The organism is Wandonia sp., from assembly GCF_984588085.1.
The window spans coordinates 101676-122232 of sequence record NZ_CFIGVI010000005.1; the positions used below are offsets into that span (position 1 = coordinate 101676).

The window sequence follows — 20557 nt, forward strand, 5'->3', positions numbered from 1 at the left end:
TTAACATCTTTCACTTGCGTTCAAAAGTGATCCTTATTTTTTCTGCATCCGATATAATCTCAACAATGACTTCCTGATCATTTTCTTCTAGTATCCGGGCCGTGTCCATTTTAAAGTTAGAATTCCCGGAATCCAGCATAAAAGAACTCGACGAAATATTCTTTTTCACCAAAAAAGAATCCTCAAACAGAACAAAAAATTTCCCCGAAAGCGCGCTCGTGTATAAATATATATGGTACGAGTCACCTTTCAAACGTTGCTCGAAGTCCACATTCATCAATCGAAGAAAAAGATGAGCACCCAAAATACCCAAAAATGGTGCGACAAAAAGAGGAAGAACTAGAGTTGTTACCGTAAAAAATCTTACACTATGCCATTTCCAGTTCTTCACAGCTAAGTACAACGAAACAATAAACCAGACCCCCCAAATAATGCGGGATGTCCATACTCCAGTTATCGTGTAGGTAAAAAAGAGTACATCAGCCACCAACAAGTAATTGACAAGAACAGATATTAGCAGATATATAAGAATTTTCGATCGTTTCATCAAAGTCTAAACGAAGTACAGCCGTACTTATTTCTGTCCTGAATTAAAAGAGATTACATACCACTGAAATACGCATGGACAATCTTTGCCTTTGCCTGTCCTATTACAGAAATTAATGAATCCAGAGAGGCTTCTTTTATTCTTTTAACCGATTTAAAATGTGTCATCAACTCTTCATACGTTTTCGGACCGATGCCTTTTATCTCCGAAAGTTCAGATACCAGTGAGTTTTTGCTTCTCTTATTCCGGTGATGTGTAATTCCAAATCGGTGGGCTTCGTTACGCATGTGCTGAATCACTTTCAGACTCTCCGAACGTTTATCCAGATACAAAGGAAGACTATCTCCGGGAAAGAATATTTCCTCCAATCGTTTGGCGATGCCTACAACCGGAATTTTACCCCGCAAATTCAAACGCTCCAGTGCTTTCAAAGCCGATCCCAACTGACCTTTCCCCCCGTCAATCACCACCAGTTGTGGAAAAGACTTATCTTCCTCCTTTAAACGTCGGTAACGTCGGTAAACTGCTTCTTCCATCGAAGCAAAATCATCCGGACCTTCCACCGTTTGAATGGTAAAATGCCGGTAATCCTTCGTGCTAGGTTTACCATCCCTGAAAACCACGCAGGCAGACACCGCATTTGTTCCCTGAAAGTTGGAGTTATCAAAACATTCAATATGAACCGGAAGTTCTTTCAAACGAAAATCTTTCTGTATTTGGGTTAAAATCCGGTTTTTATGCGCCTCAGGATCTTTTATCTTTTGTCTCTTTAGCTTATCCATCCGGTAGGCCCTTGTATTCCGTAAGGACAAATCCAGCAGTTCCTTTTTATCTCCCCGTTGCGGAACAAAAAAACGAATCCCTTCAAGTTTTATATCCGGCAATTCTTCGACCAGCACTTCTTTGGAAGGACTCTGAAAACGCTCCCGTAGCTCCGGCAAAGCAAAACCAACTACTTCTGCTGCCGTTTCATTTAACTTCTTCTTAATTTCACTGGTGAAAGCGTGAATAATTGCCCCGGATTTTATCACCAGATAATTAACAAAAAAAGAATCTCCGTCATCCAATACCGTAAATACGTCAACTTCCGAAACGGTAGGACTTACAATCGTACTTTTACTCTTATAATTCTCCAGTAAATCGCATTTTTCTTTCAGCAATTGCGCCTCTTCAAACCGATAAGCTTCCGCTTCTTCCTGCATCAGGACTTTTATTTTCCGAATCACTGAAGAAATATTTCCTTTGAGAATATCGTGAATGTCTTCAATGTACTTATTGTACTCCTGAAGGGATTGTTTGGCCTCGCAAGGACCTTTGCAATTACCAATGTGGTACTCCAGACAAACCTTATAATTTCTCTTCTCAATAGCATTTTGCGATAAATCTAACCCGCACGTTCGTAAGGGATATAATCTTCTGATCAGATCTAACAGAGCATGCATCATTCTCCCGGAAGGATAAGGTCCGTAATACCGGGAACCATCTTTCACGACTCTTCTGGTAGAAAATATCCGCGGGAATGCTTCATTTTTAACGCATATCCAGGGATACGTTTTATCGTCCTTCAACTGGATATTATACCGTGGCTGATACTTTTTTATCAGGTTGTTTTCCAACAGTAAGGCATCCATTTCGGTAGCTACCACGATATATTGAATATCCCGTATTTTGCGAACCAACATCCGCGTTTTCCCGTCTAAATCCTGCTTGTTAAAATAAGAGTTAACCCGTTTTTTTAGATTTTTCGCCTTGCCGACATAAATAATCTTACCACTCTCATCAAAATACTGATACACTCCCGGGTTTTCCGGAAGGGTTCGTAAGATTAAATCAATATGTTCTGTCTTTTTATTACTCACCTGAATTACAAAAATAGCGGAATTCTATAGTAATCTACACAAAAAATGCAACTTGCCTCTCAACAACTTTATCCCATTTTGCGCTATCTTTACCACATGGATAAATTGTCTGCGGTTATTATTACCCTGAACGAAGAACGCAACATCCGTCGCTGCATTGACTCACTGATCGGTGTTGCTGATGAAGTTATTGTTCTGGATTCACTTTCAACCGACACGACAAAAGCAATTTGTTCAGAGTACGATTTTGTCCGGTTTGAGGAACGCCCATGGGAAGGGTATAGTTCTTCTAAGAATTTTGCCAACTCACTTGCTGCTTTCTCTTATATCTTCTCTATTGATGCAGATGAGGCAGTCAGTGGAGAATTGAAAGCGGCTATTCTACATGAGAAAACACAGGGCTTTTCGGGAATTTATACCATCAACAGAAAGACTAACTATTGTGGTACATGGATTCATCATTCGGGTTGGTACCCGGATTATAAAGTCCGTATTTTTCCAAAAGATCAAACCAAATGGGTTGGTCAATACGTGCACGAAGAACTGGAATTCTCTGCGCCTTTCCAGGAGAAACTTCTTTCAGGAGATTTATATCATTACTCCTATTATGACTATACGGATCACCGGGCACGTGCAGATAAATATTCTCTACTTACTGCCCGTAAAATGAATGCCCGGGGAAAAAAAGCTGGAATCTTCAAGCCATACCTGAGTGCATTGGGACGGTTTGTTTCCATGTACCTGATCAAACGTGGCTTTCTGGACGGTTACGCCGGATGGAAAATAGCTACAATATCGGCTCAGTCTAATATTTTTAAGTACAAAGAACTTCGAAGACTCAATAAAAAAAATGCTTGATCTTTCCTATAGAACAGTCATAATTAGCAGAACAGACAGTATTGGAGATGTGTGCCTTACATTACCTTTATGTGGTTATCTGAAGAAGCGTTTCAAAGGTGTTCGTATTGTTTTTCTGGGTAATACGTATACGACACCCATACTGAATTGTTGTCAGGATATTGATGAAGTACTAAGTTGGAAAGAACTGGAATCGCTCAAAGAAAATGAACGAATAAGGGCATTTCAAAATATACGGGCATTTGCTATTATTCATGTTTTTCCCCGAAAAGAAATTGCCCGGTTGGCAAAAAAAAGTGGTATACAACATCGTATAGGGACAAGCCATCGGTTATTTCATCTGTTTACTTGTAACCACAGAGTTAACTTCACAAGAAAACAAGCCGATGAACACGAATCACAATTGAATTTTCATTTGCTCCGACCATTTGGGGTACGTGCATTGCCTTCGTTAGAAGAAGTTTCAGAATCGATTCATTTTTCTACCTCATTTCCACTACCCGACTGGCTAACCCGTGAATTGGATACTCCACAACGCAAAGTCATATTACATCCCAGATCACAGGGCAGTGCTGTCGAATGGGGTGTGAACAATTTTGCCGAATTAGGGAAACAGCTAACTGAGAAGGGATACAAAGTATTCTATACAGGAACTGAAAGTGAAGCAACTTCTTTCCGTCATCTTATACCTGAAGACTGCATAGATACGAGTGGCAAACTATCGCTAGACGAATTAATCTCTCTGATTCAACAGATTGATATACTGATTGCAGCAAGTACAGGTCCTTTACACATTGCCGGATTACTGAACAAAGGGGCCATAGGATTATTTGCTCCCAAACGTCCCATCCATCCCGGGCGTTGGAAACCATTAGGCAAACACTCAACCACACTTGTTTTCGATGAAAACTGCTCTACGTGTCAGAAAGGAAGTCCCTGTAACTGCATCGAAAAAATCACTGTGGATACCGTAGTACACGCTGCTACAGGAATAAAATATTAGCTCCGTTACTTCTCTAAGTCTATAGATCATATCTGTTAAAAACCGGAGTTTTTCTCCAATAAAAAACGGCTACCTCAGATGAGATAGCCGTCAACATATTTTCTACTTTATTCTTTATTCTCTTCCGAAAACTCTCAATAGAGAAAGGAACAAGTTAATGAACAGGATGTACAACGACAATCCTCCGATCAATGCCAGTTTCTTTTTCTCCTCTCCTGCGTATTGCGGATCAGCAGCAATGTACTTCAACTTTTGCATTTCCCATGCTGTAAGCCCTGTAAAGACAAAAATTCCAATAAAAGAAATCCAGTATCCCATTGCTTCACTCTGCATGAAGAAGTTAACTAAACTTGCAATGAAAATTCCAATGAAAAGCATATACATTAAGCTCCCAAACTTAGACAAATCGGTCTTTGTTGTATACCCCAGTATAGCCATCCCACCGAACATACCGGCTGAAATAAGGAAGACATTAAAAATTGTACCTAAACTATATACCCAAAAGATAGTTGAAAGACTTAATCCCATTAAAACAGAAAAACCGACAAAAAGTGCCAACAACATGGACATGCTCAATTTTGCCATTCTCATCTGCATCAAAAGCACCAATCCTAAGGGCGCAAAAGAAATCACGTAAAAAATCGGAGAAAGCCCTCCTTCTGGAGTAATCAGCATCTGGAAATAAGCCTGCGAGTTCCCTGCGAGGTAAGCTGTAACTCCCGAAATACCAAGCGCTACAAACATATACGTGTACACCGAAGCAAAAAATTCCTTCGTCATTGGCTTTACGCCAACTGGTTCAGTTCTGTCTAAAATGTTTTCTAACATTTGTATCTAAATTTTAGTTTACTGTAAAGATAACGAAATTTCTCCAGCTTTAGTGTAGTCTGGCCTGCACTAAATTTATAAACTCTTTTCGGGTGGAATCGTTTTCCAAAAACACTCCTGTAAACGCACTGGAAGTCGTTACTGAATTTTGCTTTTGTACTCCTCTCATTTGCATACACATATGACTACACTCAAGAACAACCGCCACTCCTTCCGGCTGTAATGCTTCATTAACCGCATCCCGAATTTCAAGTGTCAATCGTTCCTGAACCTGCAAACGACGGGCAAAAGCATCTACTACTCGCGGAATTTTTGATAACCCAACGATTTTCCCTTTGGGAATGTAAGCTACGTGTGCCTTTCCGAAAAATGGTAGCATGTGATGTTCACACAAAGAATATACTTCAATATCCTTTACGATCACCATTTCCGAGTAGTTCTCGTTAAAAAGAGCCGATTCCAGTATTGCTTTCGGGTTCTGCTCATATCCTTGCGTCAGAAACTGCATAGCTTTCGCTGCACGCTCAGGAGTTTTTAATAAACCTTCTCTACCCGCATCCTCTCCCAGATCGGTAATTATCTTTTGATATGCATCCGAAATCCGGAGGGTTGTTTCCTCCTTGTTATGTTCTTCTTTCACCAAATTATTTTTCTTTTTCAAAAGAACAGATAAACACTAATAAGGTTCCCGTCCTCCGAAATATTCTACAAAATTGTTCTCTGTTTCAATCAACCTGATTTTTGCCAGAGTTCCCCCTAAACTGGTAATCGGGCCTTCGATTTGTTCCCAGATCTTTATCGCCAGATTTTCAGTAGAAGGTAAAATTCCTTTTAAAAAGGGGACATCCAGATTCAGGTTTTTGTGATCCAACGGTTCTACAACGTACTCCTTTATCAGGTCACTCAAATCTTTTAAATCCACAACAAAACCGGTGTCCTCATGGGGCATTCCTTTTACCGTAACAATTATCTGGTAATTGTGTCCATGCCAGTTTGCATTGCTGCATTTCCCAAAAACTTCTTCGTTCTTTTCGGGAGACCATTTGTCATTATATAATTTATGGGCAGCATTAAAATGCTCTCTACGCTCTATATAAACCGTTTTCAACTTTCTTAAAATTTTGTGCAAAGATACGAGAAAATGTAATAGGTTTCGTGAAGAAAGAATCGTTCAATCTGATGGATCTCACCTACTGAAAATCAGTTTTTCAGTCTTTATAAACAAAAAAAGCTCCGCCGAAGCGAAGCTTTTTCCACGAGCGGGAGACGAGATTCGAACTCGCGACCCTCAGCTTGGAAGGCTGACGCTCTACCAACTGAGCTACTCCCGCGGACGCTGCAAAAGTAAAACTTTTTTTTATTCCCGCTCTATTTATCCTGCGATATTTTCAGAAAGATTTCATTTTCTCAAAACAGGTAAAATCTTCGAAGTACTTCCGTTTGTCTCTTTATCTGTTGTTACTTACCTTTTCAAAACACTTAAATAGCTAATCCACGGTCCTACGTCGTTCTTATACTGTTTAGCCATTACTCTTGAGATTTGTCCAATATGTCCCAAGTCATGTACCGCCCATGTAGCAATTAATTGCCCAAGGGTTACTTCTCCAAATTCGGGATGAATTCCGGTTAGCAGCAAATCCTCGTCACTAATATTCAACGCATGCAACTCCTCCAAATTCCTTGTTCTCAAAACATTGAAATCATTCAGTAATTCTGTAACAGGTCTGTTCTGATCTTCCTTTAATTGAGCCAACCTGTCAAACGGTTCAAAGAGTTTGTTTCCGGAAGTGCTTAATATAGTTTTTACCCGCACCATCCAGTCTGTTTTTTCTCCATAAACCAAATGACCAACTATTTCATAAGGACTCCAGGTATTTTCTCCTTCATTATTCTTTAACCAGTCTTGCGACAATCCTTCCAGATATGCCTGTAGAACCAAAGGTGTTCTTTCCAGAATTTCTAACGATTTCTGTAATTCAAACTGCATTTCTTCTCTTTTAAATACTTGCAAACACTATTTGCGCTACAAATCTGCTTTCTGCGCTTTGCACAAGATATCATTTTTTAAAGGTTCAGCCCCTCAACACTTGCTGTTTTATACAAGATTTTACATTCCTTTTTCCTCTTTCATCAATTATTTTGCCGCTTCATTACCCCACTAATTTATTATGCATTCATTATATTTGCAATAGATTTTACAGGCGTAGTTATGGAAAGTGTAAGAGATTTGATTATCGAGACCTACAAAAGAACCAATCGGTTCGGGGATGACCTTGGCATGCAATTAAGTATTGTACAGCCAGGGGAAATAGAATACAAACTGGTTGTTTCTGACAAACACATGGCTACACCTGTTGCCGCACACGGAGGAGTTATTGCTACATTAATGGATGGAACTTTAGGTGTAGCTGCACTTTCACTGGTTGTTGAACAGGGAAAAGTGGTCTCAACCATCGAATTAAAACTTAACTTTCTTTCTCCAGCTCGTTTAGGAGATACACTAATTGCTACAGGGAAGGTAGTTCAGGCCGGAAGCCGGATTATCTATGCTGAAGGAGAAATTCGAAATCAAAAGAACCAGTTAGTTGCAAAAGGAAGCGGAACTTTTAACGCTTATCCGGCTGAAAAAGCCGGGATATTATAAATCAATAGTTTTACGCGATTAATTTATAGCGCTTAAAGAACGCATTCCAGTCCCAGACAAAATTGGTCATCACATCATCCATCCTCTTAAGGAAGAGTGGATTAGGACATTGCATCTTTCTGAAGTAATCATCCTGATAATCATTCAGCTTATACTTGTGAAATACAGCCTTTGACATTGCGTACAGCGTGTTCTTTGACGGATGATTAACACGCGCCATGAAATGATCATATTCTTTGACAATCTTCTTTAATTCGGGTGCAGAAATACCAAACACCCCGGCAAACTTGTCAAATATCAATTCTTCTACACGCTCTACCTGATCCGCTTCAAAGTGATCTTCAAGAAACTTCAGGTTACCTGCCAGAACAATCATTGTAAATTTTCCGTTATCTGAAACATTGATTTGTGGTTGGTGTACAAATGCCGAATCCTCTTTAATCAGCCCCGCTACTTCCTCAAACCCTTTTTCAGTAACATCAAGGATGGCGTTCACGAAAATATTCGCCACCTTCTCATCTGTCAATCTTTTCTTAATTAGGGTTCCAAACATAAACAACCTGTTTTATACTACAAAAATATAAGTAGTTTGGCTCCGTTTCACTACCAAAACAAGTTGACTTTTCAACGAAGTTATTAACAATTTAACTATAAAGAGTTAAAAATGAATTAACTAAAATTCACATTTTGAAATACTGAATTGTTAATTAATGATACCCAACATGTTGAAAACCTCATCTCAAGTGAACGGAGAAATGAAAATTTTTTATTTCAAAAACTATCCGCTAAATTCGCACATAAACAAAGCAGACAAATGAGTTCAGAAAATGTATATATTGTTGACGGAGTAAGAACGGCTATCGGAAGTTTTGGAGGTACACTGGCTCCTGTCAGAACAGATGATTTGGCAGCACATGTTATCCGTGAGTTGGTAAAACGTCACCCACAGCTTAATTTAAAATCAATAGAAGATGTGATTCTTGGCTGTGCCAATCAGGCGGGAGAAGACAATCGAAATGTCGCCCGTATGGCCGGATTACTGGCCGGTCTACCTGTTGAGGTTGCCGGAGAAACAGTTAATCGCTTGTGCTCATCCGGGATGGCTTCGGTAATCAATGCTTCCCGTGCTATAAAGGACGGAGCCGGAGAAGTCTATATCGCCGGAGGAGTAGAAAATATGACCCGCGGACCATGGGTTCTTTCAAAAGCTTCCACTCCTTTCGGACGTGATTCCCAATTATTTGACACCAGTTTCGGATGGCGTTTTATCAACCCGAAGATGAAAGAATTATACGGAGTTGATGGAATGGGAGAAACAGCAGAAAATCTGGTAGATAAATACGGAATCTCACGCGAAGATCAGGACAAGTTCGCTGCCTGGTCTCAGCAAAAAGCTTTTCAGGCGCAATCCGAAGGAAGGCTTTCGGAAGAAATTGTACCCATTGAGATACCGAGAAGAAAGCAAGATCCTCTTGTATTTGACAAGGATGAGTTTATAAAAGGAACTACAACCCCTGAGACACTGGCTAAATTACGTCCGGCATTTCGCAAAGAGAACGGAACGGTTACTGCCGGAAATGCTTCCGGGTTAAATGATGGTGCAGCAGCTTTACTGATCGCTTCTGAGAAGGCAGTAGCAGCAAACAACATGAAACCATTAGCCCGTATCGTTAGTGCCGCCGTTGCAGGAGTAGAGCCACGAATTATGGGAATAGGTCCGGTATACGCTTCCCAAAAAGCGCTACAACGCGCTGGTTTAACGCTTGACCAAATGGATGTAATTGAGTTGAATGAAGCTTTTGCTGCTCAAGCGCTTGCCTGCACCAGAGAAATGGGGCTGGCAGATAATGACCCGAGAATAAATCCAAACGGAGGAGCAATCGCCTTAGGACACCCGCTGGGAATGTCCGGATCTCGTATTCTTCTTGCTGCAGCCCATGAGTTACAACGTACAGGGAAACGCTACGCGCTTGTTACCATGTGTATCGGTGTGGGGCAAGGGTATGCAACGATCATCGAAAGAGCTAATTAATATTTACGATACATCAGGGTGGAGGTCTAACTTTTTTCTACCACCCTGATTTATATTATGCAACGTCCTATCCGAAATATCATTAAGGGAGAAAACCCTATTGAAAAAAGCAGGCTAAAACCCTGGCAGCTGAAATTACACGAGATTATCTTTGAAGCAGATACAGTAGCCGGAAAAACTTTTGACCTCGCCCTCCTTGGTGCTATTTTCACCAGTATAGTAGTTGTTATGCTGGAGAGTGTTGACTATCTGAATGTAAAATACGGTACACTTTTCAGTACTATAGAATGGACACTAACTGTTCTGTTTACTATTGAATACATCTTACGCATACTCAGCATCGGAAAACCCGTCTATTATATCTTTTCCTTTTATGGGATTGTAGATCTTGTTTCGACCCTTCCCTCTTACCTTGGACTCTGGATTTCGGGAGGACATACTCTATCCGTAATACGCGCCCTACGATTCCTGCGTATTTTCCGTGTTCTCAAGCTAGGTCAATATATCGATTCCGGAAAAATTATAACCAAGGCTCTGGTAACAAGCAGACATAAAATCATTGTGTTTATGTTTGCCGTACTCACAATCGTAATGATTATAGGCAGCCTGATGTTTTTAATCGAAGGAGATATAGAAGGTTCAGGTTTCACAAGTATTCCCAGAAGCGTTTACTGGGCTATTGTAACCCTGACAACCGTAGGTTACGGTGATATTTCTCCAACAACTGCCCTGGGACAAACATTAGCTTCTATTCTGATGATTTTAGGTTACGCTATTATAGCTGTCCCTACCGGAATTATGACGAGTGAGATGATTTCTGCCAACAAAGAAGTAAGCAGTCATCTTGCGCGTAGTTGCCCGAACTGTAGTTTCGAAGGTCATGACGACGATGCCGACTTTTGCAAGAAATGCGGACACACACTGTAGAAACGACTAATATAAATCTCTTCGATACCCCACCTGCACTGAAAACAACATTAGTGAAGTAACTGGTGTCACAGCATTTGAGATGATGTATAAATCAAGCCCCGCCATTGTAAACAAAGTCCCCCAGGGTTGAGAATACTTAATTCCCGCACCAAAACCAGCAAAAAGAGATATCGATGTATACTTATCTGCCAGATTTGTTTCCAAACGATATTTTGTTTCGTCATAATCACCTACTACAGAAGAAACAGGAGAAACCAAAACCCTGATTTTCGTTTCCAAAACACCCGCCAGACCTATATCATAGTCATTCCCCAAATAATAACGGGTACCTCCCTCTAATGAAAACGTACTTACTTTCGTCTCCAACTTCGCAGACGACTGGTACGGGTTGGTCATATCATCAATTGCAATCAAGGTTGCTCCTGCCGGGTCTTCAACCTTTGTCGGAAGGTAATACCCAATCTTACCATAAGGTACTACAGAAGCCGAACGCGGAAACTCAGCAAAGAAAGACATCCCCGTAAGGTAAGCTCCGGTATTAATGGGGTTAATAACATCAAAACTACCCCCCAAACCATACGACAACCCTGCTCTACCCTGCCCCTGAGACCATCCTTGCGAAAGGGAAACGAGTGTAACAACCAGTACAACAATTATTTTTTTCATATCTCTTATCCTTTATAAAGTCTTAACAAAAACCATGCTATTTTTCACACACTCCGGTTCAGCACGGACTTTTTCACTTTTCTATCATATTATCCTTTACCTTTCGGCAACTTCAATCTTCTTATTATTGTAAAGATACAACTTTTTCCCGGCAATAAAATTGTATTTCCGGGTGCCCAGCAGCCAATATTTACAAAATTCAACCTTCATTTTTATTACCTTTACACTAGAGAACGATAACTTCGTGCTAAAAGTTAGAAAAACGAAAAAATATGCCCAATATTTTCGAATTTAACGGATTTAAACCGGTTATTCACGAAAGTGCATTTATCCATCCGAATGCTACTGTCACCGGGAATGTTATTATTGGTAAAGATGTATATATTGGTCCCGGAGCGGCCCTTCGGGGAGACTGGGGGCAGATACGTATTGAAAATGGATGTAATGTACAGGAAAACTGTACGATTCACATGTTTCCCGGCACAACGGTCACACTTAAAGAGTCAGCGCATATTGGACATGGAGCGATTGTTCACGGAGGGACGATCGGAAGAAACTGTATGATCGGAATGAATTCCGTCATTATGGACGATGTCATTATTGAAGACGAATGCATCATTGGCGCTCTCTGCTTTGTACCGGCAAAAATGCATATTCCCAAACGCAGCCTGGTAGTCGGTAACCCTGCTAAAATCATTAAAGAGGTTAGCGACGATATGATCGGATGGAAAACAATGGGAACTCAATTGTATCAACAGCTTCCGGGAGAGTGTTACGCCTCTCTCCGTCCTTGTGAACCACTTCGTGAAGAAGAAGCTGACAGACCGAAGCAGGAAGCGATGTATTCAACCTGGGAAAAAATTAAAAATCAGAAAGTATAAATTGAAAGAAGCAGAACACACCAGTTTGTTTTATTTCAACTCCAATTCGGGAGACACCTGGCTATGCATCGGGTCAGAAAAAGAGTTAGTATTTGAAGATCTGGTCAACTGGAAAGAGGTCGATGATTTTACAGAACACTTCAGAAAGGACTATATTGTAACCCTTATTGGTTTTGATGTAAAAAACAGTATTGAACGATTACGTTCTTCCAACGAAGATCATTTTCAGTCACCTGCTTTTGCCTTTATAGTTCCTCAAACGGTTTACCATATCCGTGAAAATGTGGCAGACCTTGTCAAAGGAAAAAGTCGCACGGATATTTTACTGAAATTTCTGGAAGAACCGGAACCAGACACGCCATCATTTCAATTGCATCCCCGACTTTCGAAAAAAGAATACCTAAAAAAAATAAAACGGGTTCAGGAGTACATCCGAAAAGGGGATAGTTACGAAGTCAATTTCTGTCAAATCTTTGAAAAAAAGAATGTCTCTTCGTTTAACTATCTGGACACGTATAAACGCATTCATCAAAAAACCAAAGCGCCTTTTTCTGCTTTTATTGACTGGCGCGAGTTTAAAATGATGGGAGCAAGTCCGGAACGATTTATTAAACGCGTAGGACACCTTTTGGTATCTCAACCCATCAAAGGCACACGAAAAAGAGGAAGCACTGCATACGAGGATGAGCTACTGAAAAAAGAACTCATCAACAGTGAGAAAGAAAAAGCCGAGAATGTCATGATTGTCGATCTGGTACGAAATGATCTTGCAAAGGTCGCTCTACCCGGAAGTGTAAAAGTCGAAGAACTATTCGGTCTTTATACTTTTGAATCTGTTCACCAGCTTATTTCTACGGTAATCGGTACGCTTCGAGAGGACACAACATTCTCACAAATCCTTAAAGCAACATTCCCTATGGGGTCCATGACGGGAGCTCCAAAAATTCGCTCTCTGGAACTTATTGAAGAACTGGAGAATTTCAAAAGAGGCTGGTATTCCGGTTCTGTCGGTCTTATACAACCAAAAGGAAACTTTGATTTGAATGTTGTGATACGCACCTTGTTGTACAATGAAAAAAACAAGTACCTCTGCTGCCCTGTCGGGGGAGCGATAACCGATCTTTCTTCTCCGGAAGAAGAATATGAAGAATGTCTTGTAAAGATTGAACGTCTAGTAACAAACCAGGATGAATCATTGGTCTGAAATAACACATGAACTCGACTCCCTCAGAAGCTATGATACGCTATTTCTGGCTTGTAGTGGCGGAGTTGACTCAATGGTACTGCTTCATCTTTTAAGCCACTCAGGATTTCCTGTTACCGTTTTGCACTGCAACTTCAATTTACGCGGACAGGATTCTGACGATGATGAAAAATTTATCGCCGATCATTGCCGCACATCCGGGATTCCGTTTGCCAGTAAATCTTTTGACACCCGACGTCTTGCAGGAGGAGAAAAGTCAATACAAGCTATAGCACGAGAACTGCGCTATACATGGTTCGATCAGGTAGTACTTGAAAACCCCAACTCTATTGTTTGTACGGCGCACCATTTGGATGATAACCGGGAGGAGGTGCTACTAAAATTAATGAGCTCAGGGAAACTATCAGATCTTGGAGGAATCATAAAGCAACGTCCGGGATATTACCGTCCTTTATTATCTGTCAGCAAACAAGATATTATCCGGTATGCAACAAAAAACGATCTATCATGGCGGGAAGATCGCAGCAATACGAAGAACAAATATACCCGGAACAAAGTCCGCAACCTCCTTCTTCCTTTAATGCAGGAAATTGATCCGCGATCATTATCTGCCCTTGATCGTCTCTCTCAAGACGTCCAGCGCATTATATCGGAAGCGGACCATCAGTGGGATTATTTTCCGGGAGAACGTTGTGAATTTTTCTTGTCTGATAAAGACATCCGGAGTTTACTATTTCTTCAACGGGAACGGCTTCTCGTACAATGGATGCAATCGACTGTTTTAGCAACGGCTTTGGAACAACTCATTTCCTCCGGAGCTCCGGGCGCACTAATTGAACACGGTGATTTTTATGTCCAACGTCAGAAAAATGGTCTTTGGTTCGGAAAGCACTCACTGGACATCGTTCAACTGAACTTTGCTGATTTGGATATTCCCGACAACACCCCTGCCATTTCTGTTACATTGGCAGGGACAGCCCTCCCCGTCTCTGAAGAACTTCTTATTCCATGGGATCTGTTGAAAGAATTTGGCGTTCGCAACCCTTTACCCGGAGAACACCTTCCTTTCAGAGGGAAAAATAAACGTCCTCTGAAAAAAATTCTAAACGATCTGAAACTAAGTTTTATTTCGCGAAAAAAAGCTCTTGTCCTGACCCGAAATGATCAGCCGGTTTTACTCCTTCACCCGGATGAAATAGGAATCTGGAATCAGAAAAAAAGTGTGGAATCAACCCCCAAAATTGTTGTAACTATTTTTAGCTCCTTCTTTGCAGAAGTAAAAAAATAATATTATCTTGTTCATCCCATTTATAAATTTTTGGCCATGCAAAATGAAGTAGTAACAAGCAGCCCGGTTTTGATCCAAAAGGAACAAATTCCGGCACTTAGCTTTAAAAAAGCTATAGAAATAGAACAGATTCCGGACTTAATGGCTAAACTAGTTGAAGCGACGAAATTAGGTAACTTACACCACGGGAAGGTGGCTATTATCTTTATGGATGATGAAGGATTCAAACGTGTAGAAACGACAGTTTGGGCATCCGGAGGCAAGTACATTTGTCTTAAAGGAGGTATCTGGCTTCCTATTTCAAGGATTGCCGATGTCCGGTTCATCTGATAAAACGTACGAAAAAAGAATCTACGAGCGGTCCGAAAGACCGCTTTTTTTATTAGAAAAATCGGCAGGTAAATATCGCTGTATCATCTGCATACTTGGCACCGCCTTTCCATTCATCCAATTTTGAGAAGACAAGGTTATTCAGATCATCCGTTTTTAAAGGATAAAAACTATGGATCACTTTTATTACCCGTTCAATTTCAAACTGTTCCTGCTCTTCATTCTCCAGCTCAACAACTCCATCCGTATAAAGTACCAGTGTTGTATTTTTAGGCAACGAAATGCTATCTTCTTCCAAAAAGGGAAGCTCCTCGAACATCCCTAAACCAATCGATCCTTTGTCCAGAAACTTATAGTTTCTCCCATCTGTGATAAACGGATGATTATGTCCTGCATTGATGTATTTTAACTGGCGGGTATTCACATTATATTCAGCAATAAAAAAAGTGATAAACTTCTCCCCTTTAGCATTACCAAACACTATCTTATTTAGTTCGTGTACTAACTGCCCAAGAGGAAATCGTCTGTACATAGCCAAAGCCCGTAAAGTAGCCTGAAAATTAGCCATTAATAATGCCGCTGAAATCCCTTTCCCCGATACATCTCCGATACAGATGATGTATTCTTCATCTGAGATCGGAAAAAAGTCATAATAATCTCCGCCTATCTCGTGGCGTGCTTTATATTTTGCCGCAACATCCATCTCCTTATTCGTAGGGAGATCCGACGGAAAGAGTAGTTTTTGCGTTTCGGAGGCAACCTCCAGCTCCTTCTTTAGTTTTGCCTGCTTTACCCCTTCATTAGCCATCCGTTTATTCTCTATGGCTACGACAATAATATTTGTCAGTGTCTGAAGGAAGTTCATGTCATCCACCGTCTCCTTTAAACGCATGGCATGATCTTTCACCTCCCCCACCAATAGGAATGCTAATTTCTGATTTTTATGGGCTACCGGGATAATAACATCAAATTCATTTAACGAAGTAATATGTGAGGATTCTATTACTGTTATTTCATCAAAACGCCCCAAATCCGACTCTATAGTAAGATCTTTCAAACGTCCTTTATAACCTACTTTCAGCATGATATCCCAACCGTTATGATTAACGATCAGAATAAATTTTGACAATCCTAATTGTTCACGAACAATGAACTCATAGATTCGCAAAAGTTGGTCAACAGATTCGTTCGCGTTGATAGCCGTGGTCAGCTCAAGAAGCGAATACAGTTTCAGATCGCTGAACTGCACCTTTTCTTCCAAATGCGTAACCAGTGTTTGCGGCATACTTATAAGTTTTCCAGTATCTCAGGAATTCGCTTGATGGCAGCTATTTCCCTAAACTTGACTCTTGCTTCCCCGGCCGGAGAACCGAAGTATGTTTTCCCTCCTTCCAGACTCTTATTGATTCCGGATTGCGCAAGAACAACAGCCCCTTCTCCAATTAGTATGTCTGAAGCAACTCCAACCTGTCCCCATAAAGTTACGCGATCCTGAATGGTTACACATCCGGCAATACCTACGTTAGCGGCAAACAAGCATTTCCTCCCTACCACGGTATCATGACCAATATGCACCTGATTGTCCAGTTTGGATCCGGCTCCTATAACCGTATCTCCTGAAACACCCCGGTCAATTGTACAAAGCGCACCAATTTCGACATCATCCTCAATAATTGTTCTACCACAGGAGTACATCCTGTCAAAACCATCTGTCTTTTTCTTATAATAGAAAGCATAATGCCCGATCACACTATTAGGTCCGATTACGACATTATCTCCAATGATTGAATCCTGCTCGATAACTGCTCCAGGAAATATGATGGTATTTTTACCAACACTTACATTGGCTCCGATTACAACATTGGCTCCGATTTCCGCTGATGGATCAATCGTAGCTGTTTCAGATACGGATGTGTACGAAAAACGTTCCGGATTATAATACCGGGTCAGTTTATTAAAATCATCAAACGGAGACTCACTGATTAACAGTCCCTTTCCTTCGGGACACTCCACTTCTTTATCTATAAGGATAGTCGTTGCCGCACTCTCTAGTGCCTTTTTGTAGTATTTTTCAAAGTCTACAAAAACGATATCCCCGGGGACTACCTTATGAATTTCATTAATACCCGTGATCTCATGATCCGGATTACCAGTAAATCTGCACCCAAGAAATTCAGCTACTTCTTTGAGTGTTGTTGGCTTCACTAACTTCATACAACCGTTTTAACTATATAAAGTTAAGAAGAACAGTACCCGGGTCAGAAAACATTTTACAATAGTTATTCAAAGCAAAATGTTGATTGCCTTCTTTTTTCGGATAAACCGTGTTTAATCAACCGATTATTTTGCGAGAAATTCAGTCTGAAATTCGAAATTAACCACATCCCCGATTCCCGGATCAGGCGTCATTCCAAAGTCGGTTCTATTCAATGATCCACTACCTTTCAATACAATAAAGGACTTCCCGTCACGCTCACCTTTTCCTATAAACTGAAAAGTAACATCGATTGTTTTCTTCACTTTTTTCATCGTAAACTCTCCTTTTGCAAGGTATTCTTCTTTAGAAAACTCTACCCCTTTTACCTTGAAAGTAATCACCGGATGTTTTTCCGCTTCAAAAAAAGCTTCATCGGACAATAGCGATTCATCACGGATCGCATTGAAAGTTGAAATAGAACTTACAGGAATTGTTATACTCATTTCGGCATTCTGCCAATCCTCCGGAACAGAGAAAGTTCCTTCGTAGGATTTAAACTTTCCTTTCGTTTTGGAGCCACTTGCTTCCAGTGTAAAATTCAAGTTCGAATTTTCAGGGTTTACTACCCAGTCTCCTTTTGCCTCGCTTAGATCCAGTATGTTTAGTTCTTTTTCCGCTCCATCTTCTCCTACCACAACTAACTTCTGTGTGGTAGTATCTAAGCCTTCTATCTCGGTCGATAATTCTTCCGTTTCGTGTTTCAGATAGGGTACAATAAGAATTGCCGATCCGATCAGCATTGTTGCCACCGCAAAACTTCGGTTACGAAAAACAAGATGTAAGACAGGAATTACCAACGCTGAAGCAATCAACATGGCTATTACGGTAGAAGTTCCCCCGAAAGACTCGTACATGAAATATAACATTCCCCCGAGTACAACAAATAAAACTGGAAGAACCATGGCTTTCAACAAAAGGAGTTTTGACTTCCATCCGGATACGTTCTCACTCCAGGACAAGATCGCTGCGTGAAAAACAGTGAGCATAGCCCCCAGGAACAATCCGGCAAACATTTTCCCTTGAAGCACAGACAAATTATCAGCTTCTCCTACCTCACTGATCACTGTCAACGGTAAGAGTAATAGCATCGACAATCCAAACGGAACCATAGTCTCTCTACCTTCTTCGACCACATTTCCTGCAACAATCGAAGACGCCAGAAAAGTAACCATAGCCACAAAAAGTCCGAATGGTCCTGCTAAAAAGAATCCGGCAATTGATACACCGAAAAGAAAGAAAAACAAAAACCCTGTCTCAATACTCAGTTTTAGAGTTGATTCATTTTCGCCGGTTACAAAACCAAAACGTTTCAAGAGGGCAAAAACGAGTACAAGGGCTATTGGAACAATCGCTCCTAAAACTCCTGTTTTCAACAAATCTGCCCCCGTAAATCCTCCGCCTCCGAAAGCATACGTTGTATCGCCCAGTATCAAATACAACAAAGGGAATAAAACACCTATAAATCCAAGTATTTTTTTGTTTTCTCCAACAAAACGGGAAATAATCAATGCCAAAAACAAAATCCCGACACTTAAATAGAGCGGGTTTTGATTTATCTCCCCTGTTTCAAAAACAGTCAATTCTCCAAATGCATAATAGGCTGTAAAAACGGTAGCCAATACAATAAACCAATGGTGAATATAACGTGGCTTATGGGTTAACTTCCCTATAATTGCCACAACACCTAAAATCAAAAGTATAATTCCGATAAAAATATCTTCCATGGTAAATAAATTTAGCGTGAAGGTACAAAAAGAACAATAAACAGCAAAAAACATCTATTTTTTTATCTTCTGCTTACCTATTCTATTCGTTAGTAAGAACAGGACTCAAAAACAAATTACAAAAAAAGCCGTACAAATGCACGGCTTTCAACAACTATATTTCGTTAACGAATTAGTTTCTGTACAAAGTGGTTTTAATTGCTTTTACCAAGCGCTCTACATTAGGCAACGCCTCATCAATTAAAGATGTAGAGAATGCAAACGGAGTATCTGTTTGCGTTACGCGTTGTACTGGCGCATCCAGATAATCAAAAGCATACTGCTGTAAATGGTATGCAATCTCAGAAGAAATAGAAGCTAATGGCCATGATTCTTCCAACACTACGCAACGATTTGTCTTTTTTACAGATTCTACAACCGCCGCATAATCAATCGGACGAATTGTACGTAAATCAATTATTTCGCAGGAAATACCTTCTTTTTCCAGAAGTTCTGCAGCCTGGTGTGCCACTTTTATGATCTTTCCAAAGGTTACTATCGTTACATCGTTTCCTTTTCGCTTCACGTCCGCTACTCCGATAGGAATAACGTATTCTCCTTCAGGAATTTCTCCTTTATCTCCGTACATTTTTTCTGACTCCAGAAAAACAACAGGATCATTATCACGGATAGCAGATTTCAAAAGTCCTTTTGCATCATACGGATTCGAAGGCGTAATTACTTTCAATCCCGGAACATGCGCATAGAAAGCTTCAAAACTCTGTGAGTGCGTTGCAGCCAACTGTCCTGCCTGTCCGTTTCCTCCGCGGAAAACAATCGGGCAACCATACTGTCCACCGGACATCTGTAACATCTTTGCCGCACTGTTTATGATCTGATCCGCAGCCAAAATCGCAAAGTTCCAGGTCATAAATTCTACGATCGGACGCAATCCATTCATGGAAGCTCCCACTCCAATACCTGCAAACCCAAGTTCCGCAATCGGTGTATCAATAACTCGCTTGGCTCCAAACTCGTCCAGCATACCTTGTGAGACCTTGTAGGCTCCGTTATATTCAGCTACTTCTTCCCCCATAAGGAATACGCTTTCGTCTCTGCGCATCTCCTCAGACATGGCTTCTCTAAGTGCCTCTCTAAATTGTACCTCTTTCATTTCAAGTAAATTACAAATAACCTTGGCGTATGCAAACGCCGTGAGCTGTCAAAAGTACAAAATTTAGTGAATAAAAAGCTTCCCGTTAAATTGAAAAACTTTCCAGTACAAAACCGATTCCTGTTAATTTCTTTATTGAAGAACAACTTTCTTAGTTCTACTCCCAAAACGAATAAAGTAAATTCCCTGTCCGTGACTTTCCAAATCAATCATAATGCTGTTCATTCCTTCTTCTATAGCAACTTGCTCTATGACTTGTCCTATGTCGAATAAAGCATTGGAAATCAAAAAAAATCCAGAACATCAAAAGATACCCGGGATTTTCAAGTGTTTTTCTAATCAAATTTATCTTA

General features: G+C 40.5%; 22 protein-coding genes and 1 tRNA gene. 9 read left to right on the forward strand and 14 right to left on the reverse strand.

Annotated elements, in window-relative coordinates; all coding sequences use genetic code 11:
• Positions 1-10: 10 nt before the first annotated feature.
• Positions 11-547 carry a hypothetical protein gene (locus AC4PL9_RS03605; RefSeq protein ID WP_491603412.1) on the reverse strand — a complete coding sequence of 179 codons (537 nt, stop codon included), beginning with the start codon at positions 545-547 and terminating at the stop codon, positions 11-13.
• 53 nt (positions 548-600) lie between these two features.
• A complete protein-coding gene (gene uvrC / locus AC4PL9_RS03610; RefSeq protein ID WP_491603413.1) occupies positions 601-2406 on the reverse strand; it encodes an excinuclease ABC subunit UvrC in 1806 nt (601 codons plus the stop codon).
• Positions 2407-2451: 45 nt separating this feature from the next.
• Between uvrC and AC4PL9_RS03615 the strand changes: the two genes are divergently transcribed.
• Positions 2452-3264 (forward strand): glycosyltransferase family 2 protein, encoded by an 813-nt coding sequence (locus AC4PL9_RS03615; protein ID WP_491603414.1) that lies wholly within the window; start codon positions 2452-2454, stop codon positions 3262-3264.
• Complete coding sequence (locus AC4PL9_RS03620) at positions 3257-4267, forward strand: glycosyltransferase family 9 protein (protein ID WP_491603415.1); 1011 nt, start codon at positions 3257-3259, stop codon at positions 4265-4267. Before AC4PL9_RS03615 ends, AC4PL9_RS03620 begins: the two co-directional genes overlap by 8 nt.
• Before the next feature lie 114 nt (positions 4268-4381).
• On the opposite strand, the gene AC4PL9_RS03625 is transcribed toward AC4PL9_RS03620, so the two are convergent.
• From AC4PL9_RS03625 to AC4PL9_RS03645, 5 genes are all read right to left on the reverse strand, one after another.
• Complete coding sequence (locus tag AC4PL9_RS03625; RefSeq protein ID WP_491603416.1) at positions 4382-5047, reverse strand: Bax inhibitor-1/YccA family protein; 666 nt, start codon at positions 5045-5047, stop codon at positions 4382-4384.
• Between the two features lie 97 nt (positions 5048-5144).
• Positions 5145-5735 (reverse strand): GTP cyclohydrolase I FolE, encoded by a 591-nt coding sequence (gene folE / locus AC4PL9_RS03630; RefSeq protein WP_491603417.1) that lies wholly within the window; start codon positions 5733-5735, stop codon positions 5145-5147.
• A 36-nt stretch (positions 5736-5771) separates the two neighbouring features.
• The gene (locus AC4PL9_RS03635) at positions 5772-6203 is read right to left on the reverse strand and encodes a 6-pyruvoyl trahydropterin synthase family protein (protein WP_491603418.1); all 432 of its coding nucleotides are present in this window, start codon (positions 6201-6203) and stop codon (positions 5772-5774) included.
• 150 nt (positions 6204-6353) lie between these two features.
• Positions 6354-6426: transfer RNA gene (locus AC4PL9_RS03640), tRNA-Gly, on the reverse strand.
• 131 nt (positions 6427-6557) lie between these two features.
• A complete protein-coding gene (locus AC4PL9_RS03645; RefSeq protein ID WP_491603419.1) occupies positions 6558-7082 on the reverse strand; it encodes a DinB family protein in 525 nt (174 codons plus the stop codon).
• A gap of 222 nt (positions 7083-7304) precedes the next feature.
• Between AC4PL9_RS03645 and AC4PL9_RS03650 the strand changes: the two genes are divergently transcribed.
• Entirely contained in the window at positions 7305-7739 is a 435-nt protein-coding gene (locus AC4PL9_RS03650; RefSeq protein WP_491603420.1) for a PaaI family thioesterase, read from the forward strand.
• Positions 7740-7749: 10 nt separating this feature from the next.
• On the opposite strand, the gene AC4PL9_RS03655 is transcribed toward AC4PL9_RS03650, so the two are convergent.
• Entirely contained in the window at positions 7750-8292 is a 543-nt protein-coding gene (locus tag AC4PL9_RS03655; protein WP_491603421.1) for a hypothetical protein, read from the reverse strand.
• 261 nt (positions 8293-8553) lie between these two features.
• On the opposite strand from AC4PL9_RS03655, the gene pcaF reads away from it, so the two are divergent.
• Positions 8554-9771: a 3-oxoadipyl-CoA thiolase gene (pcaF, locus tag AC4PL9_RS03660; RefSeq protein ID WP_491603422.1), complete on the forward strand. Its 1218-nt coding sequence runs from the start codon at positions 8554-8556 to the stop codon at positions 9769-9771.
• A gap of 57 nt (positions 9772-9828) precedes the next feature.
• A complete protein-coding gene (locus tag AC4PL9_RS03665) occupies positions 9829-10698 on the forward strand; it encodes an ion transporter (protein ID WP_491603423.1) in 870 nt (289 codons plus the stop codon).
• A 6-nt stretch (positions 10699-10704) separates the two neighbouring features.
• On the opposite strand, the gene AC4PL9_RS03670 is transcribed toward AC4PL9_RS03665, so the two are convergent.
• Positions 10705-11367 (reverse strand): hypothetical protein, encoded by a 663-nt coding sequence (locus tag AC4PL9_RS03670; RefSeq protein ID WP_491603424.1) that lies wholly within the window; start codon positions 11365-11367, stop codon positions 10705-10707.
• A 272-nt stretch (positions 11368-11639) separates the two neighbouring features.
• Between AC4PL9_RS03670 and AC4PL9_RS03675 the strand changes: the two genes are divergently transcribed.
• From AC4PL9_RS03675 to AC4PL9_RS03690, 4 genes are read left to right on the forward strand one after another with little or no spacing between them, the layout of a single operon-like run.
• Positions 11640-12248: an acyltransferase gene (locus tag AC4PL9_RS03675; RefSeq protein WP_491603425.1), complete on the forward strand. Its 609-nt coding sequence runs from the start codon at positions 11640-11642 to the stop codon at positions 12246-12248.
• 1 nt (position 12249) lies between these two features.
• Positions 12250-13452, forward strand: a complete 1203-nt coding sequence (locus tag AC4PL9_RS03680) for an anthranilate synthase component I family protein (RefSeq protein ID WP_491603426.1) — start codon at positions 12250-12252, stop codon at positions 13450-13452.
• Entirely contained in the window at positions 13436-14740 is a 1305-nt protein-coding gene (tilS, locus tag AC4PL9_RS03685; RefSeq protein WP_491603427.1) for a tRNA lysidine(34) synthetase TilS, read from the forward strand. Before AC4PL9_RS03680 ends, tilS begins: the two co-directional genes overlap by 17 nt.
• A gap of 36 nt (positions 14741-14776) precedes the next feature.
• Complete coding sequence (locus tag AC4PL9_RS03690) at positions 14777-15070, forward strand: hypothetical protein (RefSeq protein WP_491603428.1); 294 nt, start codon at positions 14777-14779, stop codon at positions 15068-15070.
• A gap of 52 nt (positions 15071-15122) precedes the next feature.
• On the opposite strand, the gene AC4PL9_RS03695 is transcribed toward AC4PL9_RS03690, so the two are convergent.
• The 5 genes from AC4PL9_RS03695 to AC4PL9_RS03715 form a co-directional block, all read right to left on the reverse strand.
• Entirely contained in the window at positions 15123-16355 is a 1233-nt protein-coding gene (locus tag AC4PL9_RS03695; protein ID WP_491603429.1) for a PP2C family protein-serine/threonine phosphatase, read from the reverse strand.
• A 2-nt stretch (positions 16356-16357) separates the two neighbouring features.
• A complete protein-coding gene (locus AC4PL9_RS03700; protein ID WP_491603430.1) occupies positions 16358-17284 on the reverse strand; it encodes a UDP-3-O-(3-hydroxymyristoyl)glucosamine N-acyltransferase in 927 nt (308 codons plus the stop codon).
• Between the two features lie 126 nt (positions 17285-17410).
• Positions 17411-19051 (reverse strand): YceI family protein, encoded by a 1641-nt coding sequence (locus AC4PL9_RS03705; RefSeq protein ID WP_491603431.1) that lies wholly within the window; start codon positions 19049-19051, stop codon positions 17411-17413.
• A gap of 172 nt (positions 19052-19223) precedes the next feature.
• On the reverse strand, positions 19224-20222 hold the full coding sequence (locus AC4PL9_RS03710; RefSeq protein WP_491603433.1) for a pyruvate dehydrogenase complex E1 component subunit beta: 999 nt from the start codon (positions 20220-20222) through the stop codon (positions 19224-19226).
• 114 nt (positions 20223-20336) lie between these two features.
• Entirely contained in the window at positions 20337-20492 is a 156-nt protein-coding gene (locus tag AC4PL9_RS03715; protein WP_491603432.1) for a T9SS type A sorting domain-containing protein, read from the reverse strand.
• Positions 20493-20557: the final 65 nt, after the last annotated feature.